This is a genomic window from Caballeronia cordobensis (genome assembly GCF_001544575.2).
Classification (GTDB): Bacteria; Pseudomonadota; Gammaproteobacteria; order Burkholderiales; family Burkholderiaceae; genus Caballeronia; species Caballeronia cordobensis.
The window spans coordinates 375,747-392,407 of the sequence record NZ_FCNY02000005.1 but is presented as its reverse complement, the minus strand read 5'-3'; the positions used below and the strand labels follow the sequence as shown (position 1 = coordinate 392,407).

The 16,661-nt window shown below is 69.6% G+C and carries 4 protein-coding genes; all 4 read right to left on the bottom strand.

The window, feature by feature from the left end; all coding sequences use genetic code 11:
• Nucleotides 1–50: 50 nt before the first annotated feature.
• The 4 genes from AWB70_RS12520 to AWB70_RS12505 are packed head-to-tail and all read right to left on the bottom strand — an operon-like array spanning nt 51 to nt 16,659.
• The gene (locus tag AWB70_RS12520) at nt 51–1,682 is read right to left on the bottom strand and encodes a cyclic peptide export ABC transporter (RefSeq protein WP_053570025.1); all 1,632 of its coding nucleotides are present in this window, start codon (nt 1,680–1,682) and stop codon (nt 51–53) included.
• Nucleotides 1,683–1,702: 20 nt separating this feature from the next.
• A complete protein-coding gene (locus tag AWB70_RS12515) occupies nt 1,703–1,906 on the bottom strand; it encodes an MbtH family protein (protein ID WP_045457840.1) in 204 nt (67 codons plus the stop codon).
• A gap of 13 nt (nt 1,907–1,919) precedes the next feature.
• Nucleotides 1,920–3,440: a 4-hydroxyphenylacetate 3-hydroxylase N-terminal domain-containing protein gene (locus tag AWB70_RS12510; RefSeq protein ID WP_060854092.1), complete on the bottom strand. Its 1,521-nt coding sequence runs from the start codon at nt 3,438–3,440 to the stop codon at nt 1,920–1,922.
• Nucleotides 3,433–16,659 carry a non-ribosomal peptide synthetase gene (locus tag AWB70_RS12505; RefSeq protein ID WP_053570026.1) on the bottom strand — a complete coding sequence of 4,409 codons (13,227 nt, stop codon included), beginning with the start codon at nt 16,657–16,659 and terminating at the stop codon, nt 3,433–3,435. The genes AWB70_RS12510 and AWB70_RS12505 overlap by 8 nt, the downstream gene beginning before the upstream one ends.
• Nucleotides 16,660–16,661 lie beyond the last annotated feature (2 nt).

The following is a 16,661-nucleotide window of genomic DNA, read 5'->3' as shown; positions in this document are numbered from 1 at the left end:
GCCCTGGCGCGCGCACGCCGGGCTGTATCCCGGCGCCGGCGGATCGCGCGTCAGGTTTCGGGCGTGGCGAGGACGCGCCGGACCTGGCCTTCTTCCATCCAGATGACCGTGTCGGCGCATTTGAACCAGCGGTCGTCGTGGCTCACGGCGATGATCGTCTTGCCGGCAGCCTTCAGCCGCGGCAGCAGCTTCTCGTAGTAATAGCGGCGAAACTGCGGGTCCTGATCGGCCGCCCATTCGTCGAAGATCAGCACGGGCCGGCCTTCCGCGAGCGCGCTGACCATCGCGAGGCGCTTGCGCTGTCCGCTCGACAGATCGGTCGTGCTGAAACGTCCCTGCTTGTAGTGAACCTTCTCCGACAGATCCATTTCGCGGATCAGATCGGCGAGATCGTCGTGCGCGGCGTCGAGCCCGTACAGGCGGTCGAACAGATGGAAGTCCGAGAAGATCACGGAAAAGAGCTGACGGTACGCCGCCGCGTTGTCGTCGTCGACGACGGTTTCGTCCCAGCGCACCTCGCCCGCATCCTGCGCATAGAGCTGCGTGATCAGATTGATGAGCGTCGACTTGCCGCTGCCGTTGCCGCCCGCGATGAACGTGACTTCGCCCGCCTTGATGAACAGATCGCACGGGCCGACCTGAAAGCCCTGCTGTCCGCCCGCATTCTTGTAGCGGTAGCTCACGCCGCGCAGCGCGATGCCGTGCACGAGTTCCGCCTTGTGGCCGCCCGCGCCCGCTTCGGCCGCGCGTTTCGCCTCTTCCAGCTCGCGTTCGAGCGCATGGAGCCGATCGACGGCGAGATCCGCGCGCGATACCGCCGGCAGCGCCTGAATCAGGCTGGCGATCGCGCCGCCGGAAAAAACGATGACCAGAATGATCTTGGCGGGCGTCGAAGTGTCGCTGATGTAATAGGGCGTCAGAAACACCATGCAGCCGAGCAGGCCGTAAAAGAACGCATCGCTCAGCGTCTGGCCGCGATTGAAGCCGCGGCCCGAGCTCGCGCGCAGATCCTGCACGGCGAGCGCGCGCTGCACGATGTAGTTGTCGAAGAGATCGGTGTCGCGGCGCGCATTCATCTTGATCTCGCGAAAGCCGCGCAGCAGATGATCGAAGCTCGAACGAAACGCGCTTTCGAGTTCCGTCGCTTCTTTCGAGAGCGCTTCGGCATACGCATAGCTGCTGCGGTAGAAGAACGTCGCGACGCCGAGAAACAGCAGCGTGACGGCGAACGCGATCAGCGACAGATAGCCGATATACAGAGCGGAAGACAATAGCTGCGTGACGAAGTAGATCAGCACGATGACGGTCGGCGCGGCTTCCTCGATGGTCTGCAGGTCCCGTCCGATGGCGTAATCGACGCGAACGGCGCCAATCTTTTCGAACGCCTCCAGATCCAGCGAGCGCACCGCCCGCGCCATGTCCAGCCGCTTTTGCAGGATGAAGTTCGAGATGACGGCGGTCGTCGCGTTCAGCGCATAGTTCATCGCGAGAAGCAGCGCCACGCTGGCGATGATGAAGAACGCCATCAGATAGATATTCGGCCCCTTCGACTGATCGTAATTCGCCACGGTCGTGACCAGTGCGATCACGCCGGACATCATTACGCCAGGCAGCGTCGAAGCGGCCAGGAGGGGCACGCGATCGCGCCTGGCCTCGCCGAACAGCAGCTTGATGAATTTCATGTGTGCCTGGGTTCCCCTTGCTACGGCGCGTCGCGCCGCAGGCTGGCTGGCCGGATGTCGGTCCAGTTCTCGTTGATATAGGCCACGCACGCCTCGCGCGCCGCCACGCCGAACACGCTTTCCCATCCCGCTGGCACCGGCGCGAACGACGGCCATAGCGAATGCTGTCCTTCATCATTGCACAGCACGAGGAACGCGCCGTTTTCATCGTCGAATGGATTCATGTCGTCCTCGCTGTCACGGCGTTTTCCAGACGGGATCGACCCATCCGTTCTCATCGTAGTCGGCCATGCACCGGTCGACCAGATCCGTCATCTGCGCGAGCGAGCCGTCCGCCGCGGCCATGGCCTGCAGATGCACCTTCACTTCTTCGTGGCTGCCCATGTAGTTGCGTTCGTAGAGTTCGTGACGGCCCGCGAACTCCGTGCCGACGGCGTCCCACATCAGCTTCATCAGCTTGATGCGCTCCCGGTGGCCGATGCCGTTCGAGCCGCGCACATAGCGCGACAGATACCGGTCGATCTCGGGATTGTCGAAGTCGCGCGTGGACGAGGGCAGATAGATCAGCGCGGACGCGACGATCTTGTGCACGATTTCCTTGATGCGCCCATAAGCATCGGGCGCGAGCGAGCGATACGCAAGCGCCGCATGCAGGTTCGGCAGCACCGCGCCGCCGACCCAGCGATCGGGCTGGCGCGCCATCGTGTTGGACAGCGACCAGAACATGTGACGCAGCGCGATGACTTCGCCGAGCATGACCTGATTGCCGCGGAACTCGTCGCCGCTCGTGACATGCAGCGCCTTCGACAACAGGCCCGTAAGGAAATCCAGCTTCACGGCAAAGCGCGTGCAGCCGTGAAAGCTCGTGCCATGCATGAATCCGGAGGCGACCGGAAAATCCGGCGGCATCGCGTCGACGCCGTGGCTCAGCACGTTTTCCCACGGCACGAACACGCGATCGAGAATCAGGATGGCGTCGTTTTCATCGAAGCGGGAACTGAGGGGCGCGTCGAACGGGCTGGCGCATTGCACCGCCTGATACTCGTAGGAATTGCGGCAAATCAGCTTCAGGCCGGGCGCGTTCATGGGCGTGAAGAACATCACGGCGCGGCTCTTGTCGCTCTTCGCGATGCCCGCGTGATGGCTGAGAAACGTGTAGTGCGTAAACGCAGCCGAGGTCGCGACGACTTTCGCACCCGAGATGACGAGGCCGCCGTCGGTTTCTTCGTCGATATGGATGTACACGTCCTGTGCGTGCTCCGGCCGCGCGCGGTCGATCGGCGGATTGGCGAGCGCGTGGTTCAGGAACGGCACGCTTTCCTGCGCGAACCGGTGCCATTGCCGGGCGTTGCCGGCATGCGCGCCGTAGTAGTCGGCGTTGATGTCGAGCGTGTTCATGATCGACGCCTTGTAGTCCGGCGTGCGTCCCATCCAGCCATACGTGAGCCGCGCCCAGTCCGCGATGGCCTGCTGCTGGCCGGCGAGATCGTCCGCGCTTCTCGCATGCCGGAAATAGCGATGCGTGAAACCGCCGTTTCGCGTGTCCGTCGCGCAGGTGAGCCCGCTCCGATGCGCCGGGTCGTGCAGCGCGTCGTAGAGCCGCGCAAGCGAGCGCGCGCTGTTGCGAAAGGCCGGATGCGCGGCGATATCGTCGATGCGCTCGCCGTTGAAGAAGACGTCGCGCCCGTCCTGCAAGCTGTCCATGAAGGCACGGCCGGTCAGGGGCCGCGCCGCCAGATGCCGAGATAGCTCATTCACTTTGGCTCACCCGTTTGGCAAAGAGATCGCGAATGACCGGCCCGATGACGGTCAGCGCGTCGGCTTGCATCATGTGGTCATGTTCGCAGGGCACATCGATCACGTCGAGCGCGCCTCGCGCGCTTGCGCGCCATTCGCGCAGCGACCCGTCGATCGGCGGCAGCGCTGTCGCGCGCACGTAGGTCATCGGCGCGCTGAGCGGCGCGGGGCGGAACGAGGCGGCAAGCGTTGCGTGGCACGCGGCCGCCTCGACCAGCGCGGGCAGCGCGCTTTCGGGAATGTGCGCGAGCGGGCTTTCGATGGCGCGCATATGCGCCATCACGCGGTCCCATCGCAACGCGCCGTGCGACGCCTCGGCGTGCGGATAGCCGATCATCGCCAGCACGTTGCGCAGATGTCCGGCCGCGGCGGCCGGTTCGTGCCGCGCCTCGCCGTTCAGGCGGCTGTCGAGCAGCACGACATGGGTGACGGTCTCGCCCTCTGCTTCGAGACTCGATGCGATCTGATGCGCGACGAGCCCGCCGAACGACCATCCCATCAGCCGATAGGGACCGCGCGGCTGGATCGCGCGGATGTGGGCGATATAGCGGTCGGCGAGCCCGGCTACCGAATGCGGGGCGTGTTCCCCGCTGAGCAGCGGCGATTGCAGGCCGTACAGCGGCACATCGACGCCGAGATGCGGAATCAGCGTCGCGTAGCACCAGCTCAGGCCGTAGCCGGGATGCACGCAGAAAAGCGGCGCGGCGGCCGTGGCGCGCTGCAGCGGGAGCAGGGGCGCGAGCGCATCGGCGGCGCGATGCCCGTGCAGCCGCTCGCCGAGCAGCGCGACGGTCGGCGCTTCGAACAGCGCGCGAATGCCGAGGTCGGCGCCCATGCGGTCGCGGATACGATTGACGAGGCGCGCCGCGCGCAGCGAATGTCCGCCGAGCGCAAAGAAGTTGTCGTCGATCGACACGGCGTCGAGTTCCAGCGCTTGCGCGAACAGGCGCGCAAGCTCAGCCTCGCGGGCGGTGCGCGGCGCCCGGAAAGGTCGCGGCGCGCGTTCGGGCGCGGGCAGGGCGGCGCGGTCGAGCTTGCCGTTCAGCGTCACGGGCAGGCGTTCGAGCGTCGTGAAGCTCGCGGGCATCATGTGCCCGGGCAGGCCGCGGGCGAGCGCGGCGCGCGCGTCGGCTTCGACGAATGCGGCGCTGGCCACCACATAGGCGGTGAGCTGCCCGTTCGCCATCGCAACGGCGCAGTCGCGCACGTGCGCCTGCGCGCGCAACGCCGCTTCCACTTCGCCCAGTTCGACGCGAAAGCCGCGAATCTTCACCTGATGATCCGCACGGCCGAGGCAGTGCAACCGGCCATCGGCGGACCAGCGCGCGAGATCGCCGGTGCGGTACATGCGATCGCCCGGTTCGCCGAACGGGTCCGCGACGAAGCGTTCGGCGGTCAGATCCGCGCGGCCGGTATAGCCGCGCGCGAGTCCGCGCCCCGCGATATACAGCTCGCCCACCGTTTCCGGCGGGCAACGGCCGAGCCAGCGGTCGAGCACGTAGACGCGCGTGTTCGCAAGCGGCCGTCCGATGGACGGTTCGGCGTCCGTCGCCGCCAGTTCGCCCGACGTCGACCAGACCGTGGTTTCCGTCGGCCCGTAGACATTGATGACGCGGCGCGCGTGCGCTCGCAGGCGTGCCGCGAGATGCGCGGGCAGCGTCTCGCCCCCCGTCAGCGCCAGCCGGAAGGCCGTTTGCCCGCTCGCTTCGGCGAGCATCGCGTCCCAGAGCGTGGGCGTCGCCTGCATGACGCTGGCGCGGGCCTCGTGAGCGAGGCGCGCGAGCCGCCGGGGATCCTTCACGTCGCTGTCGGCGGCGAGCACGATGGCCGCGCCCGCCAGCAGCGGACCCAGCAATTCGAGACAGGCGATGTCGAAGCCGAGCGTCGTCACCGCGAGCAGGCGATCGCCGGGCTCGAAGCCGATGCGCTCCTGCATCGACGCGAGCAGGTTGGCGAGCCCGGCGCGCGTCACGGCGACGCCCTTGGGCGTGCCGGTGGAGCCGGACGTGTAGATCACGTAGGCGAGATCGAGCGCGCAGGGCGAACGCGCGGCCGGGTGGCGCGGCGCAGCGCCGGCGTCATGCGCGGGCAGCCGCTCGACGGTCAGCGACGGCCTGGCATCGGCGAGCATGGCCGCGATGCGCGCCTGCGGGTAGTGCGGATCGATCGGCAGGAAAGCCGCGCCGCTTTTGAGCACGCCGAGCATCGCGACGACGATCTCCGGCGTGCGCGGCAAGGTCAGCGCGACCAGATCGCCCGCGCCGATGCCTCGCGCATTCAGCACGCGCGCGAAATCGGCCGAGTGCCGTTCGATATCGGCATACGTCCAGCGATGTTCGCCCTGCTCGACGGCGATGGCATCGGGCGTGCGGCGCGCCTGTTGCGAGACGAGCGCCGCGATGTCGTCGGCGGGCGTCGCGCGAGCAGTGTCGTTCCACGCGCGCAGGCATTCGGCTTCCGCGAGTGCGAGCAGATCGCCGCCCGCGATCGCGGATTCCGGCGCTTCGGCGGCGCGCTCCAGCAGACGCGCGAGCTTGTCCAGCAGCGCGGGCGGCGCGTTCGCGCCGGTGCGGCGGTCCAGACGCAGCGTGAGGCGCTCGCCCGGAAGCGCGACGAGCGTCACGGGATAGTGCGTGCCGTCGTAGCCGTCGATGCCGCCGATCGCAAGCCCGTCCGATGCCTGCGCCATGCGCTGCCTGTCCATCGGATAGTTCTCGACGATCAGCAAGGTGTCGAACAATTCGGCCTGGCCGGACAGCGCGAGAATGTCGTTCAGGCCGAGATGCTGATGCGGCAGCAGATCCGCGTGACCCGCCTGCACGCGGCGAAAGAGCGCGGACCAGCGCTCGCGGGGATCGAGCCTGACTCTCAGCGGCACCGTGTTGATGAAGAGGCCGACGCGCCGCTCGACGTCCGGCAATTCCGGAGGACGGCCCGACACGGTGATGCCGAACGCGATGTCCTCGCGCCCCGTGAGCCGTGCGAGCAGCACGGCCCAGCACGCCTGAAGGATCGTGCTCAGCGTCGCTCCGTGGCGTTGCGCGAGCGCGGCAAGCCTGCCTGCGAGCGCGTCGGGCAGATCGATCTGCTCCGTGTGCACGCCCCCCGCGCGCGCGGGGGGCGCCGGGCTCGTGAGCCGCGTCGGAGCGTCGAGCCCGCGCAGCGCCTCGCGCCACGCCGCGCGCGCGGCCGCCGCGTCCTGACGCATCAGCCAGGCGTGCTGATCGCGCAACGGGTAGCCGCGCCCCAGCGTTTCGCCGGCGTAGAGCGACATCAGATCGGACACGACGACGGGCATCGACCAGCCATCCAGCAGCAGATGATGGTTGGTCATGACGAGCCGATGCCGCCGCGGGCCGGTCCGGACAAGCACGAAGCGCACAAGCGGCGCACGCTCGACATCGAAACGGCGCTCGCGCTCCGACGCCAGGATCGCCGACAGCGCCGCCGCCACATCGGCTGCGTCCGAGACATCCGCGTCGCGCCACGGCGCGGCGGCCACGGCGGCGATCACCTGAACCGGCCGGCCGCCGATCGTGCGGATAGCGGCGCGCAACGCTTCGTGACGCGCAAGCAGGGCATCCGCCGCGGCCCGCAGGCGGGCGCTGTCGAGCGGTCCTTCGAGCGCCAGCGAAAACTGCGCGATATAAGGATCGGCCGCCGATGCATCGAACTGCGAATGAAACAGCAATCCCTCCTGCAAGGGCAAAAGCGGCAGGATGTCCTGCGCATCGGGCGTCGCGGCTTCGATCGCTTCGATCTCGGACTGCGTGAGATCGGCGCAGATATCCGATGGCGTGAGGCCGCCGGCTTCGAGCGTGGCGATGTCGCGAAGGGCGTCGAACCAGCGTTGGCCGAGCGCGTGAATGGCGTCGTCGTCGAACAGCGCGCCGGCGAAGGTCCAGTGCGCATGGAGACGCGGACCGTCGTCGGCCTCGATCACCTGCGCATCGAGCGCGATGGCGTGAGAGAGAGGCGCATCGGGATCGTCGCCGCCCTCGAAGGACAGGCCGTTGAGCGGCGACCACGCGCCGCCGGAACGTCCGAAGCGGCCGAGATAGTTGAACGAGAGTTGTGCCCGCGCGCCTTGCAGGTCCGCGGCGGTATGCGCGTTGAGATAACGGAGCAGCCCGTAGCCGATGCCGTTGTCGGGCAGCCCGCGCAGCGTTTCCTTGACGCGCTTCACCAGCGCGCCGGGCGCTTCATCGCTTTCAACGTCGATGCGCACGGGATACATGCACGTGAACCAGCCGACCGTCTGCGACAGGTCGAGGCCGCTGTCGCCCGGCTCGCGGCCGTGTCCTTCGAGATCGAGCAGGACGGTGCGCGTGCCGTTGCGCCATCCGGCCACGGCGCGCGCGTAGCCCGCGATGAGCACGTCGTTGACGCCGCCGTGAAACAGCGCCGGGACGACGCCCAGCAGGCGCGATGTCGTGGCCGCATCGAGCCGCAGGCTCACGCGCCGCGCGGTCGCGAGCGTGTCGTTCGGTCCGGGCGGACGCGCGCCGTGCAGCGGGGCTGGCGCGGACACGATCCGTTGCCAGCGCTCGGCTTCCGCGACGCGCCGTGCCGCGTGCGCTTCATCGTGCAGGTGCCGCGCCCAGCGCCGGAAGGAGGTCGGCACGGGCGGCAGGAGCGGCGGCTCGCCTCGCGCCGCGAGCGTGTGCGCTTCGGCGAGATCGTCGAGCAGAATGCGCCACGACACGCCATCCACGACGCAATGATGGAGGGTCAGCAGCAGACGCCCCGGGCGCTCGCCACGGTCGAACCATACGGCGCGCAGCAGCCGTGCATGCCGCGGCGCGAGCCAGTTCTCGGCGTTCGCGCGCTCGCGGGCGGCTTCGCGCTCGATGTCGGCGTCCGTGAGCCCTCGCGCGTCGATCGCGTGCAGGAGCGCGTCCGCCTCGACGGATACCGAACCGGCATCCAGTTCGCCATCGACGAGGCGAGCCCGCAGCAGCGCGTGCCGCGCGATCACCGCGTGCAGTGCCTGGACGAGCGCCGCGCGGCGCATCCGCTCGGGCACGGCGACGAGCATGGACTGGCTGAACGCCGTGGCCGGGCCGCCGCGCTCGGCGAGCCAGCGCATGATCGGCGTGGCGGGCACGCGGCCCGTCGCATCGTCGTGCGTCGACGGCGCGGCCGCGCGCGCGCCGGCGACGGTTCCCGCGACCCGCGCGAGCGCGGCCGGCGTCTTGTGCCGGAAGACATCGGCGGGACTGAGATCGAGGCCGGCGGCGCGCGCGCGGCTCACGAAGCGGATCGACAGGATGCTGTCGCCGCCGAGCGTGAAGAAGCTGTCGTCGGGCTGAACGCCGCCGCATTCGAGAACCTCGGCGAAGAGCCGCGCGATCAGCGCTTCGCGGTCCGTCGCGGGCGCGCGCGACGGCGATGCCGCCTCGCGCGGCGGCGACGGCAGCGCGCGGCGATCGAGCTTGCCGTTCGGCGTGAGCGGCAGCGTCTCCAGTTCGACGAACGCCGCCGGCACCATGTATTCGGGCAGCCGCCGCGACGCAAACACGCGCAGCGCATTCGCATCGAACGCGGCGGCCGGCACGATATACGCGACGAGCCGCGTGTCGCGCACGGCCACGGCGCAGGCGCGCACGCCGTCTTCCTGCGCGAGCGCCGCCTCGATGTCGCCCGGCTCGATGCGAAAACCGCGCAGCTTGATCTGCTGATCGGCGCGGCCGAGGAAGTCGAGCTGGCCATCGGCGCGCCAGCGCCCGAGATCGCCCGTGCGATAAAGCCGCGCGCCCGGCGCGCCGAACGGATCGGCGACAAAACGCTCGGCCGTCAGATCGGGACGCGCGTGATAGCCGCGTGCGAGTCCCGTTCCGGCCACATAGATTTCGCCCGTGACACCGATCGCGCAGGCCCGCAGGCAGGCATCGAGCACATGAACCCGGCTGCCCGCGACCGGCCGGCCGATGGGCGGCGCGGCGAGGCCGTCGAGGTCGTCGCTCATGGTCGCGCAGACGGTGACTTCCGTCGGGCCATAGGCGTTGAGCAGCCGCCGTCCGTTCGACCATCGCGCGGCGGTCTCCGGCGAAATGGCGTCGCCCGCGGTCACGATGGTGCACGAAGCCGGTATGGACGCAGGGTCCATCACCGCAAGCAGCGCGGGCGGCAGCGTCACGCAGTTCACGCCCTCCGCGCGGATCAGCGCGGCGAGCCGCTCCGCCGACATCAACGCCGCATCGGCGAGGACGAGGCGCGCGCCGCGCAGCAGCGTGACGAATATCTCCGACACGGCCGCATCGAACGAGAGCGACGCGAATTGCAGCACGCGCGAGGCCGGCGTGATGCCGAAGCGCCGGGCCTGCGCGTCGACGAGGCCCGGCAGGCCGGCGCGCGTGACCACGACGCCTTTCGGCGTGCCGCTGGAGCCCGACGTATAGATGACGTACGCCGGATGCTCCGGCGCGACGGCGCGCTGCAGCCGGTCCGCCGGCCAGCCGGCAAGCGCGGGCAGCGCGTCGAGCAGGAGCGATGGCCGTGCATCCGCGAGCATCGCCGCGATGCGCGCCTGCGGATAGTGCGGATCGACCGGCAGATAGGCCGCGCCGCTTTTCAGCACGCCGAGCATCGCGACGACGATGTCGGGCGTGCGCGTCATCGTGAGCGCGACGATGTGCTCCGGCCCGATGCCGCGGCCGGCCAGATAATGCGCTAGCGCGTTCGAGCGCCGGTCGAGTTCGCGGTAGGTCAGGCGCGCCGGACCCTGCGCCACCGCGATGGCTTCCGGCGTGCGCGCGGCCTGAGCGCCGAAGCGCGCCGCGATATCGTCGCGGGCCACCACGGGCTGCGCCGTCGCGTTCCATCGGCGGATGGCGTCGCGTTCATCGTCGGCGATCAGGTCGATGCGCGCGGCGAGTGCGTCGGGCTCCGCAGCCATCGCGCGCAAAATGCGCAGGAGCATCGCCAGAAGCCGACGCGCATCGTGCCCGGATACCCGGTTCGCGCGATGGTCGATGCGCAACTCCAGCTCCGTTCCGGGCGTGACCATCAGGCTGACCGGATAGTGCGTGGCGTCGTCGATCGTCATGCCTTGCAGCACGACGCCGTCGATCTCCCCCTCCGTCTGCGCGGCGGGATAGTTCTCGAACACCACGAGCGTGTCGAAGAGTTCGCCGTGGCCCGCGAGCGCCTGCACCTCGTTCAGTCCGATGTGCTGATACGGCAGCATGGCCGACTGGTCTTGCTGGATGCGTCCGAGCAGTTGCGCTACCGTTTCGCCGGCGCGCAGCGTGACCCGCAGCGGAAGGGTGTTGATGAAGAGCCCGACGCGCCGCTCGATGTCCTGCAGCTCGGCCGGGCGTCCGGCCGCCGTCACGCCGAAGACGACATCCCGTTGTCCGGTCCAGTGCCCGAGCAGCATCGCCCAGGCGCCTTGCGCGAAGGTGGCGAGCGTCAGGCCGCGCTGGCGCGCGCATTCCCTGAGGCGCGCGGTCGCGTGCGCGTCGAGCGTTCCGGCGACGGATGCCTGCCGCACGGCGGGCGAGCCGGAATCCGTGTTCGCGACGAGGCGCGTCGGGCCTTCGAGACCGGCGAGCGCCTTCGCCCACGCGTGGCGCGCGGCTTCGCGATCCTGCCGCGCCAGCCAGACGAACTGATCGCGCAGCGGCGGCGCGGGACCGGGATCGTCGCCCGCATAAAGACGCATCAGCTCCGAGACGATGACGGGCATCGACCAGCCATCGATCAGCAAATGATGCAGGCTCAGCACCAGCCGCTGGCGGCCCGGCGCGAGCCGCACGAGCGCGGCGCGCAGCAGGGGCGCGCAGGTCACGTCGAAACGGCCGGCGCGGTCTTCGGCCAGCCACGCCGCAAGCGCCTCGCGTGGATCGGACGCACCGCGCAGATCGACATCGCGCCACGGTGTTTCGACCACGTCATGCAGCGCCTGCACGACGCGGCCATCGACGCTGTGAAAGCTCACTCTCAGCGCTTCGTGCCGCTGCACCAGCGCGCCGACGGCACGGCGCAGGCGCGCCTGATCCAGATGGCCTTCGAAGGCCAGCACCAGTTGCACGATGTACGGATCGGCCGCCGACGTGTCGTACAGCGCGTGGAACAGCAGCCCTTCCTGAAGCGGCGCGAGCGGCAGGATATCGGCGAGGCCGGGAATGGCGGCGCGCAGGGACGCGATCACGCCCGGCGGCAGGCGCGGCCACGACGCGTCTTCCGGGTATTCGATGCTGCGCAGTTCGCGCGCGACGGCGGCGAGCGCGGCCGGCGTCTTCTCGCGAAAGACATCCGCCGGCGTCAGCACCAGTCCGGCTTTGCGCGCGCGGCTCACCAGCCGGATCGACAGGATGCTGTCGCCGCCGAGCGCGAAGAAGCTGTCGTCCGCGCCGGCGGCGGCGAGATCGAGCACGTCCATGAACAGGCCGACGAGCGTCGCCTCGCGTGGCGTGGCGGGCGGCCGCGTTGCCTGCGTGCGCGCCTGAAACGCGGGCAGCGCCCTGCGATCGAGCTTGCCGTTCTGCGTGATCGGCAACCGGTCGAGCCTGACGAAGCCCGCCGGCATCATGTAGTCGGGCAGCCGCTGTCCGAGTGCGGCGCGCACGCGGCTTTCGTCGAAGTCCGCGCCAGCGACGACATACGCCACGAGCCGGTTCGCGGCGACGCCGTCCTGCTGCGCCAGCACCGCGCACGCGCGGATCGACGGCTGCTCGGACAGCGCGGTTTCGATTTCACCAAGCTCGATGCGCAGGCCGCGAATCTTCACCTGCTGATCCGCGCGGCCGATGAATTCGAGTTGTCCCTCTTCGTTCCAGCGCGCCAGATCGCCTGTGCGGTACATGCGCGCGCCGGGCGCACCGTAAGGATCGGCGACGAAGCGTTCCGCCGTGAGGCCCGCCGCGCCGACATAGCCGCGCGCGAGCGCATCGCCGGCGATGTACAGATCGCCCGCGACGCTGGCCGGGCACGGGTTCAGGAAGTCGTCGAGCACGCGCAACTGCGCCGAGTCGCGCGGCGTGCCGATGGGAACGGGATGCTGCAACGGCCGCTCAGGCGTCGCGCGAAAACCCGTGACGAACACGCTGGCCTCGGTCGGGCCGTAGCAGTTCATCAGGATCATGTCGGGGAAACGCCGCAGGACGCGCTGGAAGCTCGCGACCGACGCGGTGTCGCCGCCGGTGAGAATGGCGCGCAGCCCGTTCAGGCATTCGATGTCTTCCGTGACGAGCAGATTGAAGAGGCTCGTCGTCAGAAGCATGTTATGCACGCCGTGTTCGGCGATTTCGCGGCGCAGATCCGCCGGCGTCAACTGCTCGCACGACGCGACCACGAGCTCGTCGCCGCGCAAGAGCGCGCTCCAGATTTCGTAGCTGCCCGCGTCGAAGCCATACGACGACTGGAACAGCACGCGCTGCGGCGCGAAGTGCAGCAGATCCAGCGCCATATCGACGAGACCGATATGCGTCAGTTCGATGCCCTTCGGCTGCCCCGACGAGCCGGACGTGTACATCACGTTGAAGCGCGCGTGAGGCGGGATATCGATGCCGAGGGCGCTGCCGTCGCCTTCGTCGAGCATCGCGCGCTCGATGCGCAACGCGGGCACGGACCCGTCTTCCGCCGTGTCGGCGTCGTGCAGCAGAAGCACGGTGCGCGTGTCGGCGAGCATGCGTTGCCGGCGCTCCGGCGGATGCCCGCGGTACAGCGGCAGATACGAGCCGCCCGCCTTGACGATGGCCAGTGTCGCGACGATCAGTTCCAGCGAACGCGCCATGTCCACCGCGACGGGCGCTTCGCGCGCCACGCCGTGCTTCATGAGGCGGCGAGCGAGACGATTCGACATCGCATCGAGCTGGCCGTACGTGAGCGCCCGCTCGCCCGCGCGCAACGCGATGGCATGCGGCCGCCGCGCGGCGATCTCGGCGAAGCGCTGCGGAATCGACTGCGCTTCGCGCCGTTCCCCGCGCGCCGGCGCGCCCAGCGCGAGCATCGCGGCGCGCTCGTCGGGCGCCAGCACGGCATATCGCCCGATGCGCGTATCGGGATCGGCGACGGCTTCGTCGAGCAGGCGCTGCAACGCGGCCGCCATGCGACGGGCCGTCGCCGGCGCGAACAGGCCGGCGGCGAATTCCAGACTCCCTTCGATGATGCCGTGATCGTCATCGTCGCCGCCGTGCGCGGTGAGCTCGAACGCGAGATCGAACTTCGCCGCCGCGCTGCCGACCGCGCGCGGCGTGGCCGTCACGCCGTCGAGCGCGAGGGTGGAGTCGTCGCGGTATTCGAGCGTGAGCGCCACCTGAAAGAGCGGATGGCGCGCGTCGCTGCGCTCCGGATTCAGCGCCTCGACGATGCTCGCGAACGGCGCGTCCTGATTGGCATAGGCGGCCAGATCGGTCGCGCGCACGCGCTGGAGCAGTTCGCGGAAGGTCGGATCGCCGCCGGCATCGACGCGCAACACCAGACTGTTGGCGAAATAGCCGACGAGATCCTTGAGCTGCTCGTCGAAACGGCCTTCGCCCGGCGTGCCGACGACCACGTCCGCGCCCGCGCCGAATCGCCTCAGCACGGCGACGAGGCCGGTCTGCAAGACCATGAAGAGCGTGACGTGATGCGCCTGGGCGAAGCGCGCGGCGCGCCGGTGAAACGATGCGTCGAAGCGCATTTCGACGCGTTCGGCACGGCTCATCGCCTCGGCCGTGCGCGCATGCGCGCGCGGCAACGGCAGTTCGTCAGGCAGGCCTGCGAGCGCGTCGCGCCAGTAGGCGAGCTGACGCCGCGCGAGGCCGTTCGCGGCGTCGGCGGGGCCGAGCAGCGTGCGCTGCCAGTTCACGTAATCGGCATACTGGACCGGCAGCGGCGTCCAGCGTGGCGGCGACCCGGCGAGGCGGGCCGCATACGCCGCGGACAGATCGCGCAGGAAGGGCGCGAGCGACGCGCCGTCGAATGCGATGTGATGGAAGTCGAACAGCAGCACCGCCTGGTCGGGCGTGCGGCGCAGCAGGCGCGCTCTGAAGGGCATCCCGCGTTCGAGGTCGAACGGCGTTCGGATCTCGCTCGCGACGTGGTGTTCCAGATCATCGTCGGGCGTCACTTCGGTGACGACCAGCGGCGCATCGAGCCCGGCGAGTTCGTCCGGCGCGAGCACCTGCGCCTGCAGGCCGCTTTCCCCATACCGGAAGCGGGTGCGCAGGCTTTCGTGTCTCACGATGACATCGCCGAGCGCGAGCCGCAGCGCGGATTCGTCCAGCGGTCCCGCGAGATCGAAGGCGAAAGGCAGGTTGTACGCGGTGGCAGCCGTGCCCGTTCCGAGCCGCGCCAGGAACCATAATCCCTGTTGACCCGCCGACAAGCCGTCGCGCCTGGACGACGCGTCCGCCGTCAGTCGCGCACGCCGCGCGCCGCCGCCTGCGAGCAGCGCGGCGAGCCGCTCGACCGTCGGCGCCTGGAACACATCGCCGACGCTGACATCGACTTGCAAGACCGAGCGTATCTGGTTCGCCAGCCGCGCGGCGAGCAGCGAATGGCCGCCGCGGGCGAAGAAGTCGTCGCGCACGCCGACGCTGTCCATTCGCAGCACGGCGGCGAACAGTCGCGCGAGTTCGATTTCGAGCGGCGTGCGTCCCGCGCGGCCGCCCGATGTTTCGCGCCGCGCGTCGGGCAACGCGGCGCGGTCGAGCTTGCCGTTAGGTAGGAGCGGCAAGGCGGACACGGCGGCGAACGTCGAAGGCAGCATGTAGTCCGGGATGCGCCGGGCGAGCGCCGCGCGCAGGGCGGATTCGTCGTAGCCCGGCGCGGGCACGACATAGGCGACGAGCCGCGTGCCGCCCGGCGCATCCTCTTGGGCGATCACGGCGGCGGCTGCGACGCCCTGCTGCGCGAACAGGGCCGCTTCGATCTCGCCGGGCTCGACGCGAAAGCCGCGTATCTTGATCTGCCGGTCCGCGCGGCCGAGATAGTCGATGTCGCCGTCGTCGCGAAGCCGCGCGCGGTCGCCGGTCCGATACATGCGCGCACCCGGCGCGCCGAACGGATCGGCGAGAAAGCGCTCCGCCGTCAGACCGGGTTGACCCAGATAGCCCCGCGCCAGCCCCGCACCCGCGAGATACAGTTCGCCCGCCTCGCCGACGGCGCAGCGGCGCACGCATTCATCGAGCACGTAGGCCGACGTGTTCCAGACCGGCTGGCCGACCGGCGCATCGTTTTCGACGGTCGCGACGGCATGCAGGCTGTCGCCGCTAGCCTCGGACGACCCGTAGAAGTTCACGAGGCGCGCATGCGGCGCAGCGGCGGCGAAGCGCCTGGCGAGCGCGGGCGGAAGCGTCTCGCCGCTGCATATCCATAGCGGGCACTGGTCCAGCGCGGCGTGATCGGCTTGATCGAGGAGCGCCGCGAGCAGGCTCGGCACCACGGTGATGCGACCAATGCCGAAGCGGGCGATGTCGGCGGCGAGCAGCGACGGATCCCTGGCGGCGCGGGCATCGGCGAGCGCGACGGTGGCGCCCGCGATCAGCGGGGCGAGCAGCTCCGTGGCGCCGTCGATGAAGCTCATCGAGCTCTTGGCCAGCACCGTCTCGCCGGGCGCGAACGCGTACGTTTCGGCGACCCAGCAGAGCCGGTTGACCAGCCCGGCATGCAGCCCGACCACGCCCTTGGGCCGGCCCGTCGAGCCGGACGTATAGATGACGTAGGCGGCATCGAGCGGCTGCGGAAGCCGCCCGATGCGATCGCGTGCCGCATGCCGCGCAGGGCGATCGTTGCCGGGGAGATCGACGAGATGGAGCAGCGGTATGCCCTGCGCGATTTCCGCGAGGCCGGTGGCGAGCTCGCTGCTCGTAAGGAGGCACGCGGGCCGGGCGTCGCGGGACATGAAGGCGAGCCGGTCTTGCGGATAGTCGGGATCGAGCGGCAGATACGCGGCCCCGCAGCCGAGCACGCCCAGAATCGCCTGCACCATGTGAAACGAACGCGGCAACGCGATCGCGACGATATCGCCCGGACCGAGACCGCGCGCCGCGAGCTGATCCGCGAGGCGGCGCGCGCGCGCGTTCAGCTCGGCATAGCTCATCAGCCGCGCGCCCTGCACGAGTGCCGCGTTCGCGGGTGTGCGCGCGGCCTGGCGTTCGAGGAGATCGCATACGGTCAGCGCCGCCAGCTCGCTGGCTGACCAGCGCGCTTCGCCGTGTCCGTCTCCGATGTGACCGGTCAGCGCATCCATGC